General features: G+C 43.6%; 14 protein-coding genes and 1 pseudogene. All 15 read right to left on the minus strand.

All coding sequences use genetic code 11. The features are described 5' to 3' along the window. Nucleotides 1-3: 3 nt before the first annotated feature. Nucleotides 4-1,671, minus strand: a complete 1,668-nt coding sequence (locus tag BMZ58_RS04150) for a glycerol-3-phosphate dehydrogenase/oxidase (RefSeq protein WP_075035302.1) — start codon at nt 1,669-1,671, stop codon at nt 4-6. 230 nt (nt 1,672-1,901) lie between these two features. Further along, on the minus strand, nt 1,902-3,401 hold the full coding sequence (gene glpK / locus BMZ58_RS04155; protein WP_075035303.1) for a glycerol kinase GlpK: 1,500 nt from the start codon (nt 3,399-3,401) through the stop codon (nt 1,902-1,904). Then, complete coding sequence (locus BMZ58_RS04160; protein WP_075035304.1) at nt 3,401-4,216, minus strand: MIP/aquaporin family protein; 816 nt, start codon at nt 4,214-4,216, stop codon at nt 3,401-3,403. Before BMZ58_RS04160 ends, glpK begins: the two co-directional genes overlap by 1 nt. 116 nt (nt 4,217-4,332) lie before the next feature. Next, entirely contained in the window at nt 4,333-4,884 is a 552-nt protein-coding gene (locus BMZ58_RS04165) for a glycerol-3-phosphate responsive antiterminator (RefSeq protein WP_075035305.1), read from the minus strand. Then, nucleotides 4,881-5,402: an acyltransferase gene (locus BMZ58_RS04170; protein WP_075035306.1), complete on the minus strand. Its 522-nt coding sequence runs from the start codon at nt 5,400-5,402 to the stop codon at nt 4,881-4,883. Before BMZ58_RS04170 ends, BMZ58_RS04165 begins: the two co-directional genes overlap by 4 nt. 4 nt (nt 5,403-5,406) lie before the next feature. Beyond that, nucleotides 5,407-6,045, minus strand: coding sequence for a pyrophosphatase PpaX (gene ppaX, locus BMZ58_RS04175; RefSeq protein ID WP_075035307.1), 639 nt, complete (start codon nt 6,043-6,045; stop codon nt 5,407-5,409). After that, a complete protein-coding gene (locus tag BMZ58_RS04180) occupies nt 6,020-6,976 on the minus strand; it encodes a nucleoside recognition domain-containing protein (RefSeq protein WP_075035308.1) in 957 nt (318 codons plus the stop codon). Before BMZ58_RS04180 ends, ppaX begins: the two co-directional genes overlap by 26 nt. Nucleotides 6,977-6,990: 14 nt before the next feature. Beyond that, entirely contained in the window at nt 6,991-7,824 is an 834-nt protein-coding gene (lgt, locus tag BMZ58_RS04185) for a prolipoprotein diacylglyceryl transferase (RefSeq protein WP_075035309.1), read from the minus strand. A 14-nt stretch (nt 7,825-7,838) separates the two neighbouring features. After that, a complete protein-coding gene (gene hprK, locus BMZ58_RS04190; RefSeq protein ID WP_075035310.1) occupies nt 7,839-8,771 on the minus strand; it encodes an HPr(Ser) kinase/phosphatase in 933 nt (310 codons plus the stop codon). A 156-nt stretch (nt 8,772-8,927) separates the two neighbouring features. Further along, on the minus strand, nt 8,928-9,281 hold the full coding sequence (locus BMZ58_RS04195; protein WP_083412508.1) for a phage holin family protein: 354 nt from the start codon (nt 9,279-9,281) through the stop codon (nt 8,928-8,930). A 25-nt stretch (nt 9,282-9,306) separates the two neighbouring features. Then, on the minus strand, nt 9,307-10,365 hold the full coding sequence (locus BMZ58_RS04200; protein WP_244151491.1) for a DUF4097 family beta strand repeat-containing protein: 1,059 nt from the start codon (nt 10,363-10,365) through the stop codon (nt 9,307-9,309). A gap of 632 nt (nt 10,366-10,997) precedes the next feature. Next, nucleotides 10,998-11,654 (minus strand): bacillithiol biosynthesis deacetylase BshB2, encoded by a 657-nt coding sequence (gene bshB2, locus BMZ58_RS04205; RefSeq protein WP_075035312.1) that lies wholly within the window; start codon nt 11,652-11,654, stop codon nt 10,998-11,000. Continuing rightward, on the minus strand, nt 11,647-12,018 hold the full coding sequence (locus BMZ58_RS04210) for a YojF family protein (protein ID WP_075035313.1): 372 nt from the start codon (nt 12,016-12,018) through the stop codon (nt 11,647-11,649). Before BMZ58_RS04210 ends, bshB2 begins: the two co-directional genes overlap by 8 nt. 66 nt (nt 12,019-12,084) lie before the next feature. Then, nucleotides 12,085-14,961: an excinuclease ABC subunit UvrA gene (gene uvrA, locus BMZ58_RS04215; protein ID WP_075035314.1), complete on the minus strand. Its 2,877-nt coding sequence runs from the start codon at nt 14,959-14,961 to the stop codon at nt 12,085-12,087. Nucleotides 14,962-14,968: 7 nt separating this feature from the next. Next, a pseudogene (gene uvrB / locus BMZ58_RS04220) lies at nt 14,969-16,949 on the minus strand (excinuclease ABC subunit UvrB). Nucleotides 16,950-17,128: the final 179 nt, after the last annotated feature.

Consider the following 17,128-nt stretch of genomic DNA (forward strand, 5'->3'; position numbering starts at 1 on the left):
ACATTAAGCATATTCAATTGGAGTTACTGCCTCTTCCAGCAACTGATTGAGTTGATCTGTGTACTCTTGTTTCTGTTCAGCTGTGTAGTTCAATTGTGCGGCCATATAATTAATGACGGATGTTTTGTGCTCTCTGACCCAATGGATATTGAAGAAAAGAGCTGCCGTACGGCGAATGAAGAAATCGACGGGCTTAAAAGTCATCTCTTCTTCTAAGGCATACGTAATCTGGGCAAAAACGATTGGATCGACACCCGCTTCATTTGCTTCTTGTTTACGTGTTTTATAATTTTGGAACACGATATCGACATTAGAACCATAAAGTTGAATCAGTTTATCTGCATCTTCTTCACTGAGACCAAGTGACTCGCCGATTTGAAGACGCTCTTGCTTGAACTGCTTGTATCCTTTAGATCCACCGACATCACCACCGGAAATCGGCATATTCTTCGTTTCTGAATCAGAATAACGGATACCGTACTCTTCCATCAGTTGATCGCGAACAAGGTCCACTGCTGTCAGAGCCATTTTACGATAGCCAGTCAACTTACCACCCGCCATGGAAATCAAACCAGAATCAGAAACAAAAATTTCATCTTTTCGTGAAATTTCGGATGGATCTTTACCTTCTTCATAAATCAGGGGACGCAATCCTGCCCAACTTGATTCCACATCATCCTTAGTAACCTCAACGGAAGGGAACATTGTTTTCATTGCATTTAAAATATAGTCGCGATCTTCTTCCGTCATTGTCGGATGAGCGATTTCTTGATCGTATGTCGTATCTGTTGTACCTATATACGCTTTCCCATCTCTCGGAATAGCAAAAATCATCCGTCCATCAGGGCTATCAAAGTATATCGCTTGTCTGAGCGGGAATACAGACTGATCGAAAACAAGGTGAACACCTTTTGTCAATTGCAGTGTCTTACCTTTTTTAGAGCCATCGATTTCACGGAGTTCGTCTACCCACGGTCCGCCTGCATTAATAATTTTCTTCGCTTTCACATGGTATTGCTCACTAGTAACCGTGTCTTCGACTTTAGCCCCGACAATGGAACCATTGTCATCATAAATGAAGTCAACGACTTTTGCGTAGTTCGTGGAGCAGGCACCATAGTCGACTGCTTTTTTCATAACTTCAAGGGTGAGGCGGGCATCATCGGTTTTGTACTCGACATAGTAGCCAGCCCCTTTCAATCCTTCTTTCTTCAACAATGGCTCCCTGTCTAATGCTTCTTCCGCACTCATCATCGTACGGCGCTCAGATTTTTTCACCCCAGCAAGGTAGTCATAAACGCGAAGACCTATATTCGTTGAAAACGGACCAAAATTGCCACCTTCATGAAAAGGGAGCAGCATCCATTCCGGTGTCGTCACATGAGGACCATTCTCATAAACGATTTCCCGTTCTTTCCCCACTTCAGCGACCATTTTCACTTCAAATTGTTTCAAGTATCTTAAACCACCATGCACAAGCTTCGTCGAACGACTGGATGTCCCTGCTGCATAGTCCTGCATTTCCACCACAGCTGTTTTCATCCCACGACTGGCTGCATCGAGAGCAATTCCAGAACCGGTAATCCCTCCTCCGATTACAAGCACGTCCCACTCTTCCTGAGCTAAACGGTTGAACTGATTTTCTCTTTCGTAACTAGAAAATGATTGCATCGTATCTCTCCTTCTTCCGTTGTCTTCAATTTTGCGGTCTTGTACGGGTATTCCCTTTTGTAGAAGAGAATATGTGTAAGAATCCTCCAAAACACTGATAGAAGGACAAAAAAAGAGACCACGAAAACCCTTATGCAGATTGCATAAAGCTTCGTGGTCTCTCCGTATCTCCGACCGTTTCCATTAACTTATACTTTGATTATATCAGAGAGGGAGTTAATTTGAAAGGATTATTCTTCTTGCTTGAAAACCCTTGTCGCTTCCACGGCTTTTTGCCAACCTTTATATAGTTTCTTACTTTTCTCTTCCTTCATACTTGGTTCAAATTCGCGCTCTACTTTCCACTGGTCAGCAATTTCCTCACGATCCTTCCAGAAACCTACAGCGAGCCCCGCTAGATAAGCAGCCCCTAGTGCCGTTGTTTCGTTAACTTCCGGTCGCTCCACTGTCACATCAAGCAAATCACTTTGGAACTGCATCAACAGATTATTTTTTACAGCCCCGCCATCCACACGAAGTTTTTTCACTTCAAGACCGGAATCCTCCACCATAGCATCCACGACATCTTTCGTTTGATAAGCAAGGGACTCAAGCGTCGCTCTTACAAAGTGAGCTTTCGTGGTACCACGGGTGATGCCGAAAACAGCCCCGCGAGCTTCACTATCCCAATAAGGAGTACCCAGACCGACAAACGCCGGAACCACATACACCCCATCCGTGGAATTCACTTGTCCAGCAATTTCTTCACTATCCGGAGATGATTCAATCATTTTCAATCCGTCACGCAACCACTGAATGGCAGAACCCGAAACAAAAATGCTGCCTTCTAACGCATACTCGACTTTGCCATCGACACCCCAGGCCAGTGTGGTGAGCAGTCCATTGTTAGATTTAACAGCTTCTTCCCCTGTATTCAGTAACATGAAGCCACCTGTTCCATACGTATTTTTTCCCATGCCTTTTTCAAAGCACGCTTGTCCGAATAAAGCTGCTTGCTGATCACCAGCAATTCCCGCAATAGGTACCTGCTTGCCAAAGAAGTGATAATCCACGGTCTCCGCATACACCTCAGAGGAAGGCTTCACTTCTGGAAGCATGCTTTTCGGCACATCCAAAATCTCAAGAAGTTCATCGTCCCATTTCAAATCATATATGTTGTACATTAAAGTACGGGAGGCATTGGAATAATCCGTTACATGGGCCTGTTTCCCTGAAAGCTTATAAACAAGCCATGTGTCGATCGTCCCGAACAACAAATCCCCATTGTTCGCTTTCTCCCTCGCCCCGTCAACGTTATCAAGAATCCACTTCACCTTGGTACCGGCGAAATAAGGATCAAGGAGTAGACCTGTTTTATCCCGGAATGTATCTTCTAACCCTTGCTCTTTCAATTCATTACAAATACTTTGCGTCTGACGTGATTGCCAAACAATCGCTTTATAGATCGGTTTGCCTGTATTTTTATCCCAAACGACGGTCGTTTCTCTCTGGTTAGTAATACCGATTCCATCGACCTCGTCTGCTTCAACATCTGATTTCCTAAGTACATCGGCAATACACGCCAGGACAGACGTCCAAATCTCATTGGCATCGTGTTCCACCCATCCTGGCTTTTGAAAGTATTGTTCAAATTCCTTTTGAGCAGTTTCCACGATCTGTCCTTCATGATTGAATAAAATCGCCCTTGAACTCGTCGTTCCCTGATCAATCGATAAAATATATTTTCCCATTATTCCACTCCTTTTTCAGGTTGGTAAACTTTTTTCAATTCTACTCTCATCGATGAAAGTAAGATTCCTACGACAATTACAGTTCCCATCCAGAACCACCCGGTTTCATTCCCTTCAAAAATAGCTTGATAAAACAAGCCACCATAAATCCCGCCGATCACTGGTCCGAGAACAGGCACCCATGAGTATCCCCAGTCAGATCCTCCCTTACCGGGAATCGGTAAAATAGCGTGGGCGATTCTAGGCCCTAAATCCCTTGCCGGATTAATCGCATAACCAGTCGTAGCACCGAGTGACATACCGATTGCGACGATGAGAAGACCGACAATCAGTGGATTCAACCCATCAGTAAAATCATTGGCACCAATAAATAGAATCCCCATCACAAGTACGAATGTTCCAATAATTTCACTCACCAGGTTGGAAATAGGACTTCGAATGGCCGGGTCTGTACAGAAAATTGATTTAATCGCCAACTGATCTTCTGTATCTTTCCAATGAGGCAAGTAATGAAAATAAACGACGGTCGCACCGATAAAAGCTCCGATCATTTGAGCGGTAATGTACATCGGTACTTTAGCCCACGAAAAATCACCGACAGTTGCTAATCCTAAAGTTACTGCAGGATTAATATGCGCTCCCGTCACCTGTCCAACGGCATAAACTCCCATTGCAACCGCCAGGCCCCAGGCAATAGTGATCAGCACCCAATTTCCTTCCGCTTTTGTTGCTTTCAAATTGGATCCAGCGATAACCCCGCCTCCGAATATAATCAGAATCATCGTCCCGATCAATTCACCCATAAACTCAGTCATGATGTTATCTCCTTCCTGAATCCCACAATTGAGGTATAAAAAACCACACATTCATTAGTGTTACCTAATAAGTGTGTGGATCCGTCAGTCTCATTCACGAAAGTTGATTATGTATTCTAGTTGTGAAAGCTCCATAATTCAGAACGTGAGGTAGAGACTGCAGAAGCACCTGATGCGAGGGCTTGTTCGACATCGTCATCCGACCGAATCAACCCTCCGGCAATCACTGGAACGCCGATACGTCCCTTGATCTCTTTTATCATTCCCGGTAATACGCCTGGCAAAACTTCGACAAAATCAGGCGCAGTTTTTTGAATGATTTTCACGTTATGTTCTATTGCCTGGCTATCGATGAGGAATAGCCGTTGGACAGAAAGGAGGTGATACTTTTTCGCTTGTTGAATGACATGGGCTCTTGTAGAAATTACACCGTCCGGCTTCACTTCCTGACCTAAATATTCCATTCCGTAGTCATCCGCTTTTAACCCTTGGATCAAATCAACGTGGACAAAAATCTTCTTTCCTGCTTTTTGTCCGACCTTAACAAGTTTTCTCAAAAGCCCTAGACGGCTTTCAAGTAAAATAATATAATCCGTATCCGTCTGCAGAAGGTGTTCGAAGTCTTTAATTCTTTTTACGGCAGGCAGGACCGGCTGGGTAAGGCTCATATTCTCTCCTCGTTTCTTTTACGTTCTTCCATCTGTTCCTTGGTATATATGATTCTCATCGGATTCCCGCCGACAAAAGCCCCGGCAGGAACATCTTTATGAACCAAAGTCCCTGCCGACACCATTGCACCTTCCCCGATCGTCACACCGGGAAGAATGGTAGTGTTGGCTCCGATTAATACTTCGTCACCGATAATCACATCTCCGAGACGATATTCTTCGATCAAATATTCGTGAGCCAGGATAGTAGTATTGTATCCGATCACCGAATTTCTCCCCACTTTTATTCTTTCAGGGAACATGATGTCGACCATAACCATCAATGCAAACGCAGTTTGATCACCGACATTCATACGAAGGAAAGTCCGGTACAACCAATTCTTCACCGATAAAAAAGGGGTATACCGTGCCAGTTGAATGACAACGAAGTTTTTGACCACTTTGAAAAACGGCACCGTCTGATAGATATGCCAAAGTGAGTTGGCCCCCTTGACTGGAAAGCGCTCCGTTTTCCTCATACAGTCATCCTCCTGTAATTTCTAAAAGCTCACGCATATTCCCCAGCATATAATCCGGATTCAAATCGTCCAGCACTTTTCTTCCTTTGACCGTCCATGCTACCCCTGCTGTCTTCGTACCAGCGTTTTGTCCAGCCTCGATATCATGGGTATTATCTCCGACCATCAATGCTTCAGAAGCTTGAGCGTCGAGATTGGTCAGCGCTTTTACAATCGGTTCGGGATGAGGTTTAGCATTGTTGACATCATCCAGGGTGATCACTGTTTCAAAAAGCCCCTCTAAATTTGTTAGCTCTAATCCCATTTGTACTGTATTACGCATTTTTGTTGTAACGATACCGAGTTTATAGCCCCGTTCTTTCAATGTCTGGATCGTTTCCACGACACCTTCATAAGCTTTCACAAAACTATTGTGATTTTCGATGTTATGTTTACGATACGTCTCCACCATTTCCTCTACTTTTTCTGGATTAATCTTCGCCAAACTCTCCTTAAGTGGAGGGCCGATGAAATCGAGGATTTCTTGTCGTGTATAAGGGCGATCTGTATATTGTTCAATCGTATGGGTGAAGGAAGCAATGATCAATTCATTGGTGTCAATCAATGTCCCGTCTAAATCAAATAGAATGGTACGTATGCTCATTGGAAGAATCCTTTCTGTTCTGTTGTAATCTGTTCCAGATGAAACCGACCGCTGCAGTCAAAGCTATCGCAGTCAATAATCGAATTAATAACAATGGCCACACCGGTATGCCGAGCGGAATGAAGATCAATGTATCCTCCACTACAGCGTGGCAGGAAACAAGGAAAATGATGGCTAAATACATATCCTTTTTCGAAACCCCGTCTTCTTCGACAGCTTGAATCATCAATCCAGCGCCATAAGCTAGGCCGATGGTAAGCCCGGCTACCAATGTCATAGAAGTATTTCTTTCCATCCCTAAAAATTTCGTAGCCGGTGCTACCCATGAGGAGAAACGATCGAGCCATCCCTTCTCCCGTAAATATTGCATGAAAATCATGAGCGGAATGACAATTAAAGCAAGCTGGACAATCCCCATAAACGCCGTTTGCAGTCCCTGGAGAATAATTTCTGTCCAACCTTCCGGATCTGCTGTTTTTTCAGGAGCTAGGCCATATTGAGCAACCTCTCCGCCACCTTTCCAAAATACATTGATCAAAACGGCAGAAAGGAAGGCCAGGCTTAAGCGGACGCCTGCTACAAACCACCAGCTTACCCCGACTCTTTTAGCTACTGTCGATTCAATCAGCAAGTTATGAGAAAAAGACATCATCACAGCCAAAATAAAAACTTCTTTCACTGTAAACTCAAAAGATATTATGGCGGCGATGCCTGCATAAAGGTTCAGGAAGTTCCCCAGCACGAGCGGGACAGCAGCTTCTCCTGACAAGCCAAGCCATCCCATCAAAGGTTCCAACTTCCCCATGACCCAGGGCAAAATCGGTGTGAATTGCAGGATTGTCACGATTAATGTAACAGGAAAAATCACTTTTCCGAGTGTCCACGTCAGCTCCAATCCTTTTTTACTACCTCGTTGTAAAATGCCCTTCATGTCTACCTGCTCCCTTATTTTACTTTCTTTCCGTTATAATATTTATTTGCCATACCACTCTTTCTGCGATAAATAATTAATAAGATCGCTCCAATCACGAGTAGGATGGATAGGAATTGTGCCGTTCTGATTTCTCCGAAGAGATATAAGCTATCTGTACGCAAGCCTTCCACATAGAAACGGCCGATAGAATACCATATAACATAACTTAAGAAAACCTCACCCCGGCGAGGATTGAATTTATGTCTCAGGACAAGCAGTAGAACAAACCCTATGATATTCCAAATCGATTCATATAAAAATGTCGGATGATAGACGGTACCATCAATACACATTTGCTGGTTGATGAAACCAGGCAGATATTGCATGAAATTATTATAGAACGATTCCGAAACTGGACCACCATGAGCTTCCTGGTTCATAAAATTTCCCCAGCGCCCGATTGCCTGCCCGAGGATAATACTAGGAGCAGCGATATCCGCCATCATCCAGAACGATATCCCTTTCAGTTTCGTATAAAAATAAGCCGTCAACACAGAACCGATCAATGCCCCATGAATCGCGATGCCACCTTCCCATACAGCGAATACTTTCCACCATGGTCCGCCGGCATATCTATCCCATTCGAAAATGACATAGTAGATTCTTGCACACACAATTGCGGCCGGAATTGCAAATACGACAATATCGACCATATAATCTTTTTTCAAACCGAGACGCTCGGTCTCCCGTGTCGCTATCCATAAACCCAAAAAAGCTCCGGTTGCGATAATCAAACCATACCAATAGATGGAAAGCGGGCCTAACTGAAGGAATACCGGATTCAACGGTTCAGGTGTACACATCATAACGGTTTCCTCCTTTATTCATGATTCTGATCTTGATCGATCACTTTAGTCAGCCGCTCAGAAAATTCCTCCGCAGCATTTACCCCCATCCTCTTCAAACGGAAGTTCATTGCCGCAACCTCAATGATGACGGCAAGGTTACGCCCAGGACGGACAGGAATAGTCGCTTTCGGAACTTCGACATCCATGACTTTCATTGTTTCCTCTTCTAAACCGAGACGATCATATTGTTTATTCTTATCCCATAGTTCCAAATTGATAACGAGCGTGATCCGTTTATAACTTCTAACCGCTCCCGCTCCGAACAATGTCATAACATTGATGATTCCTAATCCGCGAATTTCTAACAAGTGTTCGATTAATGGTGGACTATTTCCGATTAGGGTATCGTAATCTTCTTGGCGGATTTCCACACTATCGTCCGCAACGAGACGATGCCCGCGCTTCACTAACTCAAGAGCTGTTTCACTTTTACCCACACCGCTTTGACCAGTAATCAATACGCCGATCCCGTAAATATCTACGAGAACACCGTGAATAGCCGTAAAAGGGGCAAATTTCGACTCTAAATAGTTGGTTAACCGACTGATCACCCGTGTTGTTTTGTAAGGTGACAGCATCAGTGGTACACCTGCTTCATTCGCGGCATCACTCAGCTCATCCGGGATGTCCATCCCTCTAGTAATAACGATTCCAGGTGTGACATCTGTACATAGTTTTTCTGCTCGCTCTTTCCTCTGCTCTTTCGTCAGTTCATTAAAGTAAGAGAGTTCTGTCTTTCCTAATAGCTGCAAACGATCTTGTGGATAAAATTTGAAATACCCTGTCATCTCTACACCAGGGCGAGAGATATCACTCATATGTATTTCACGATGGACGCCATCAGCTCCAGCGACCAGTTCAAGGGCAAATTGTTCTAACAAATCTTGTGTACGGACCTTGCTCATGTTTCAACAACCTCCTATATCATCAATCACTGTCCCCTATTGTAGCACGTTTTCATTAAATCTTGGATAGGAAGGTTTTTATACACCTCACAACCCTCTAATTCTTGAATAAATAGAAAAAACCGTATGAGGAGATTCCCCATACGGTACGCCAAATTATTTTTTCATATCTTTGATTAAACTATTCAAAACTAAATTAATTAAAGAAATGATAATGGCGGCGATGATCGTCATCCCGAATCCATCGATATGGAAAGTATTTCCGAGCAGAACATCTGTCAGCCATAGAGTGATGGCATTGATGATGAACAGAAATAAACCAAGTGATAGAATCGTAATCGGTAAAGTTAAAATGACGAGAACTGGACGCACGATCGCATTCAAAATAGATAAGATGAGTGCGGCCAACAAAGCACCACCCACACCGTCGATTTCAATGGATTGGAATAATGCTCCGACAGCGATAATGGCTACAGCATTGACGATAATGTGCAACAACCAATTTTTCAAAACTTCCACCTACCTTAACAATCAATCATTTTAGCTGGACAGGAGGCTGGATCGTGACAGAACCAGTCTTCGTCTCTGCCTCTATATGATATGCATCTTCAAACTGTTCGTACGCTTCGAACTCCAACATTTTACTTACAACTTCTTTTTTATCTTTCAAAATCTTATAGTTGTCTAATTCACACTGGAGATTGCCGAATTTCGTGCGGAGGACACCACCCACCATTTTTTCTGTTGGTAGGGATATATTAATTCCTCCTGTCGTTGTTTTGTAGAAACCAGTATGAGCACGGCTTCCGTCATGGTTAACAGTAATACTTCCACTGACGGTCGATACATCTGTTTTTCCATATTCCCCTGACAAAGTGACAGTCCCATTGATCGTATCTGCTTCACATTGCTCGAATTTACCATTTTGGATTTTGATCGAGCCATTGCCTGTTTGAACTTTACATGTCTGTCCAGACCCTTCACTCACTTCAATGAGACCATTGGACGTCTTCAATTGATAATGATCACTTTCTAATCGGTTCATTTTCAAGGACCCATTCGTCAATTGTGATTTGATGAATTCATATTTTTTCTTTGGTAGAAAAAGCTCGGCATTCAATTTTACCTTTTTCGATGGGCTCACAAGTCGGAAAACACTGTTAGTTATAGAGAGTTGAATATCATCATGGAACCTCTCTCTCGCTGCTTCTTCTGTATTCACTTGATAGACTTTCACATGGTAAGCAGCTTTAACATAGTCTTCTTCCCACGTATTCAAACTCAATGAACCATTGGAAATGGAAATGTCTGCATCATGAAAATCCTCTTGAGAAAGTACTGTCTCATCATTGAACTCCACATATTCACCGAAGGACAAATCAAAATCATTATTTTTGATTTTGTCTACAGCATCACCTAAAAAGTTTTTGATGCCATACTTCTTCTTTTCCTCCTGAGTCTGTGTGCTTTCTCCTTTTTCCTCTACGGCTGTTAATAATTTTGCTCCTTCTTCTGCTGTTATGTTTCCATTTTCAATCATTTGTAATATCTTCATCCGTTCTTCATTCACCAATATCAGCTCCTTTTCATCCATATACGTTATTCCCTTATTAAAGGATTCAAAAACCACCCTCCGTTCCACAAAAGCTCCCTATACTTGAAGACTCAGCTTCGAGACATCTAGTTGAGTGCGAATGGGGGCTTGGAAGCTACTCGCTTTCCGCGGGGAAGACGGCAAGCCTCCTCGGGCTAAAGCCCTGCGGGGTCTTGCCAGTCTATCCTTTCCCGCAGGAGTATCCCAGCTTCCCATCCCCCATTACTTTAATGAGTAACTCGAAACTGTCATAAGAACAGGACAGGGAGCTATCTTAAAAAGGCTCTGCAGTAAGTGTTATCATCCCTTTTTCCTATTCAACGATCAATAGTGTGCGGTTCGATTCCGAAGTGCTTTATACGGCTAAGGGGCGGAGGGAAACGGTGAGACTTCTGTGGGATTAGCGGTACAGGTAAGACCCCGGAAGGCGAAGCCTAAGGAGGCTCAGCGCACGCCCCACGGAAAGTGTTCAAATGTGGAATCGACCTGGAAGACACTGGCATAAGCAGAACAACAAAGGAATGGGCTTTTTCATTCCTTTGTTGTTCTCGGAATCGAGTCTTATAGAATATGCCACATTCTTAAATAAAACACCCAGGATGGTAAGGTGGTGTCCATCCTGGGTGTGTTGGTCATTTGTATGAATATTGATAAAAACGCTCTGTTTTAAGACGTTCTAATTGTTCTGATGCTTGGGTGTTATTTTCAATCAAACTCATCATACCATCCGCCTGAGAAAGGTGTGCTTTAATAGCTGCTAATTTCCGTTCCCAATAGGGGCGGACATCATAAACAATATCAGGATCACCTAAATCTAGTTCATGATTATTAGAGATTGCATGCATCCATACTTGAGGTCGGTCAGCTTCTTTCATTTTTCCTACAGCCTCCACGACCGCGGCCCCAAGAGCATCGTGATCTGGATGGACAGCATACCCTGGATAATGAGTAATGACAATCGTAGCACCTAAAGCTTCAATCCGCTCTTTCAAATGAGCAGCTACTTCATCGCGCGGTTCGAATTCCAGCGTTTTATCTCGATATCCAAGCATTTCGACCTGGATATCCAACTGTCTGGCTGCTTCCGTAAGTTCTTTTTTGCGGAACGAGGAAAGAGTTTCCCGATTGGCAAAAACGGGGTTGCCCATATTTCTTCCCATTTCTCCAAGGGTACCGCAAAGATAAGTTACCGGTATTCCTTCATCCCGAAATTTTGAAATCGTCCCAGATGCCCCGAACGATTCATCATCAGGATGAGGGAAAATGACAACAACACTTTCTTTACTCATCAGGATCAGCCTCATGGGAAAAAGGTGTTTCACTTATTTCAAGAGCTACCATCAAGCGACCTTCCCGATCATGCCCGGCCATAAGCAGACGATCTTTATCATCTACTTCATAATCCGTCAGCCCTTCTGCATAGACCCAGCCTAAGTCCAGTTTCAAACCGACTCGATAAGAGCCTCCGGTACTGACGATTTTTCCGTGTTGATAAGAAACATGAGCATTGCGGATAAATGCCCCGACATTATAGGCATTCTCATCAAAATGGCTCGCATAAGCTCCATTGGTTGTTTCTAAATGGACATACACATCTTTCCCTGCTAATTGATCGATTTTATTTTGTACAATTTGTTGCTGTATAGCATCCACTAGTATTCCTCCCGTCAAACACTTCTTGCCTAACCATACTCAATTTAGCGACAAGCGTCAAAACATCTACTCGTTCGCCACTTTTTCACGAGCATTCATTTTTTCTTCCATCCGCTTACGGTCTCGTTCCAAAATCGGCTTCAAATAACGTCCCGTATAGGAAATCTCCTGGTCTGCAACGTGTTCTGGAGTACCACTCGCAATGATTTTTCCGCCGTTTTCTCCACCTTCTGGTCCCAGGTCGAGAATGTAATCCGCCTCTTTGATTACATCAAGGTTATGTTCAATGATCAAGACAGAATCCCCATTTTCGACAAGCCGTTGCAGCACTTTCAATAAACGTGATATATCATCCACATGAAGTCCTGTCGTAGGTTCATCCAAAATGTAGAAGGACTTTCCATTCGAACGACGGTGGAGTTCGCTCGCTAGTTTCACTCGTTGTGCTTCTCCCCCTGATAACGTCGTCGCCGGTTGACCGAGTTTAATATATTCGAGACCAACATCTGCTACCGTTTGGAGTTTACGTTTGATTTTCGGTATGTTGGCGAAAAAGTCGAGCGCTTCCTCAATCGTCATTCCTAAAACATCGGCAATGCTTTTTCCTTTATATTTCACTTCCAATGTCTCGCGGTTATAGCGTTTGCCGTCACATACTTCACAAGGAACGTACACATCTGGCAGGAAGTGCATTTCGATTTTTATAATTCCATCTCCACGGCAAGCTTCACAGCGTCCACCTTTAACATTGAAACTAAACCGGCCCTTTTTATAACCTCTTATTTTCGCCTCGTTTGTTTGAGCAAAAACATCACGGATATCATCAAATACACCTGTATAGGTCGCGGGATTGGATCTTGGAGTTCGACCAATGGGAGACTGGTCGATATCGATGACTTTATCCAAATGCTCCAGCCCTTCAATCGAATGATGCTTTCCGGGTTTTTGCTTTCCATTATGAAGCTTCATGGACAACGATTTGTATAAAATTTCATTGATCAGCGTACTCTTTCCTGACCCGGAAACACCTGTGACAGCTGTAAATAAGCCGAGTGGGATATCCGCATCGACTTTCTTCAAGTTATTCTCTTCCGCACCACGAATGGATAGGTAGCGATCATCTGGTTTTCTTCGCTCAGATGGAAGCGGAATGAACTTCTTCCCTGAGAGGTATTGGCCGGTCAAGGATTTACGGCTTTTCATCACTTGTTTGGGCGTCCCCTGTGTGACAATATCCCCTCCGTGAGCCCCCGCACCTGGACCAATATCAATCAGGTAGTCTGCAGCTAACATCGTATCTTCATCGTGCTCGACAACAATCAAGGTGTTATCCAAATCACGCATGCGCTTAAGCGTTTTGATTAAACGATCATTGTCACGCTGGTGGAGACCGATCGACGGTTCATCCAGCACATATAGAACGCCAGTAAGTGCAGATCCGATTTGTGTAGCCAGGCGGATTCGTTGCGCCTCTCCACCTGAAAGGGTCCCTGCAGAGCGGGAAAGCGTCAAATAGTCGAGCCCGACGTTCGCTAAGAAACTAAGACGTTCACAAATTTCCTTAAGAATCATTCTTGCAATTGTCTCTTCTTTGTCTGTCAGTTCAAGCGACTCAAAAAACTTTTTAGCTTCTGTAACAGAATAATCGGTTGTAATACCAATATGTTTCCCACCGATCAATACAGCTAGAGCTTCTTCATTCAGTCGGTTGCCTTTACATTTCGGGCAAGGTTTTTGAGCCATATATTTTTCCATTTGTTCACGAATATAATCGGAACTTGTTTCACGGTATCGACGTGCAATATTTGGAATGACCCCTTCAAAGAAAATCTCATTTTCACGTACTTTACCAAAATCATTTTCGTAACGGAAATAAACTTTTTCATCACCACTACCGTAAAGCACTCTTTCTTTATGCTCTTCTGGCAAGTCTTTAAACGGTTGGTCCATATCAATTCCATAATGATCAGCAACACTCTTCAACAATTGTGGATAGTACTGGGAACTCTGCGGCACCCATGCCGCTATCGCATGTTCATTGAGAGAAAGGCTCCAATCGGGAATGACAAGATCAATATCGACTTCCAGTTGGGTCCCTAACCCGTCACAACGGTTACATGCCCCATAAGGGCTATTAAAGGAGAACATACGCGGTTCAAGTTCACTGACCGAAAAGCCGCAAATTGGACAAGCATGGTGCTCGCTGAACGTGAGCTCTTCTTCTCCTATTACATCGACAATCGTATGACCACCACCAAGGCGAAGGGCTGTCTCAATAGAGTCCGAAAGCCGGCCTTCCACCCCATCTTTAACAACGATTCGATCGATGACGACTTCAATCGAGTGTTTCTTATTCTTATCCAGATTTATTTCCTCGGAAATTTCGCGCATTTCCCCATCAACCCGAAGGCGAATATAGCCTTCCTTTTGCAATTGTTCAAATACCTTAACATGCTCCCCTTTTCTTCCTGAAACAACCGGGGCAAGAATTTGTAATTTCGTCCGTTCGGGATATTCCATCACCCGATCGACCATTTGTTGAACCGTTTGAGAACTTATTTCTACTCCGTGTTTCGGACAAGTAGGTCGACCGATTCGTGCGAACAATAGACGCAAATAGTCATAAATCTCCGTCACCGTACCAACCGTCGAGCGCGGGTTACGACTTGTCGTTTTCTGATCGATGGAAATTGCCGGCGAAAGACCTTCAATGGAATCGACGTCCGGCTTATCCATCTGACCTAAAAATTGACGTGCATAGGCGCTGAGCGATTCTACATACCTACGCTGCCCTTCAGCATAAATCGTATCGAAAGCCAGGGAAGATTTCCCCGATCCTGATAAGCCGGTCATTACGACCAGCTTATTTTTTGGGATATCGATATCAATATTTTTCAGGTTGTGAGCTCGAGCTCCTTTTATACTAATATGTTTACTGGCCATACTCTTCTCATCCCTCCGCTTTTAATTCCAACAGCACATCACGCAGTTCGGCGGCACGTTCGAAATCTAGCTCGCGTGCGGCCTGCTTCATTTCTGTTTCCATATTGTCGATCAGTTCCTGACGTTCTTTCTTCGTCATTTCCGAAGGTTTCTTACCTGTATCATAGCTGACTTCTTCTTCTGCTACATTCGTTGCCTTGATTACATCGCGGACTTCTTTCTTGATTGTCTGCGGTGTAATCCCATGTTCTTCGTTATATGCAATTTGCTTTTCCCGGCGGCGATACGTTTCATCAATTGCATACTGCATGGACTTTGTAACTTTATCTGCATACATAATCACTCGTCCATTTTCGTTACGGGCTGCGCGTCCTATCGTTTGTATCAAAGAACGATCCGAGCGTAGGAAGCCTTCTTTATCTGCATCTAAAATGGAAACAAGGGAGACTTCAGGAATGTCGAGCCCCTCCCGCAGAAGGTTGATTCCTATTAACACATCGTATTTCCCGACTCGTAAGTCACGGATGATTTCAATCCTTTCGAGCGTTTTTATTTCCGAATGCAAGTAGGCAACTTTAATTCCAAGTTCTTTCAAATAGTCCGTTAGATCTTCCGACATTTTTTTTCGTTAGGGTCGTGACAAGAACACGCTCATTCCGTTCTTTCCGTTTATTGATTTCACCAATCAGGTCATCGATTTGACCATGGATCGGTCGGACATCAATTTCGGGATCAAGCAAACCTGTCGGACGAATGATTTGTTCAATCATTTTTGGTGTATGTTCTATTTCATACGGCCCTGGAGTCGCAGAAACATAGGAAATCTGATTGATTTTCTCTTCGAATTCCGGAAACATAAGCGGACGGTTATCAAGAGCAGAAGGTAAACGGAAACCATGATCTACCAACACTTGTTTACGCGCCCTGTCTCCATTGTACATCCCTCTTACTTGCGGAAGTGTTACGTGGGATTCATCTACCATTATGAGGAAATCATCAGGAAAATAATCGATTAATGTATATGGAGTTGCTCCTTCTTCCCGGAATGTCAAATGTCTGGAATAGTTCTCGATTCCAGAGCAAAAGCCCATTTCATTCATCATTTCCAAATCATAATTCGTCCGTTGCTCCAAGCGTTGCGCTTCTAACAATTTATCTTGATCACGAAGCTCTTTTAAACGAACCTCTAATTCTTTTTCTATATTTTTAATCGCTTTTTTCAGTTTCTCTTCACGGGTGACGAAGTGGGAGGCCGGGAAAATCGCAACATGCTCACGGTCCCCGATTACTTCACCTGTAAGAACATCCACTTCTCGGATCCGGTCTATCTCATCTCCAAAAAATTCGACCCTCATAGCATGCTCTTCCCTTGAGGCAGGAATGATCTCTACTGAATCTCCTCGCACCCGGAAAGTACCACGCTGGAAATCAATATCATTTCTTGCATACTGGATATCAACGAGATTTCTCAACAATTCATCCCGATCTTTTTCCATCCCTGTTCGAATGGATAGAACTTGACTTCGGTATTCGTCGGGAGAACCGAGACCATAGATACAAGATACACTGGCAACGATAATTACATCATTCCGCTCGAATAAGGCAGATGTAGCCGAGTGCCTTAGTTTATCAATCTCGTCATTGATACTGGCATCTTTCTCAATGAATGTATCCGAAGACGGCACATAAGCTTCCGGTTGATAATAGTCATAATAACTAACAAAGTATTCCACAGCATTGTTCGGAAAGAATTCCTTGAATTCACTATACAACTGTCCTGCTAACGTTTTATTGTGAGCAATGATTAATGTCGGTTTGTTTACTTGTTCGATGACGTTGGACATAGTGAACGTTTTACCCGTACCTGTCGCACCGAGCAACGTTTGGTGTTTTTCCCCACGCTCAATCCCTTTTACAAGCTCTTCGATTGCTCGTGGTTGGTCCCCCTGGGGGGAATACTGTGAAACTAATTCGAATTTCTCCTCCACGACGAAAACCTCCGTTCCATTGTGTTTACTCGTACTTTTTAGTTTACCACAACAGTTTACCATTCTAACATTAAACGAACAAACATTCGTGTCCGAGTTGTAAATGTAAATAACTGGGTGACCTGGTACGGAAGAAAATTCCGTACCAGGTCACCCAGTTTATTCCATTTGATGATAAA

Source organism: Halobacillus dabanensis, assembly GCF_900114165.1.
GTDB classification, from domain to species: domain Bacteria; phylum Bacillota; class Bacilli; order Bacillales; family Halobacillaceae; genus Halobacillus; species Halobacillus dabanensis.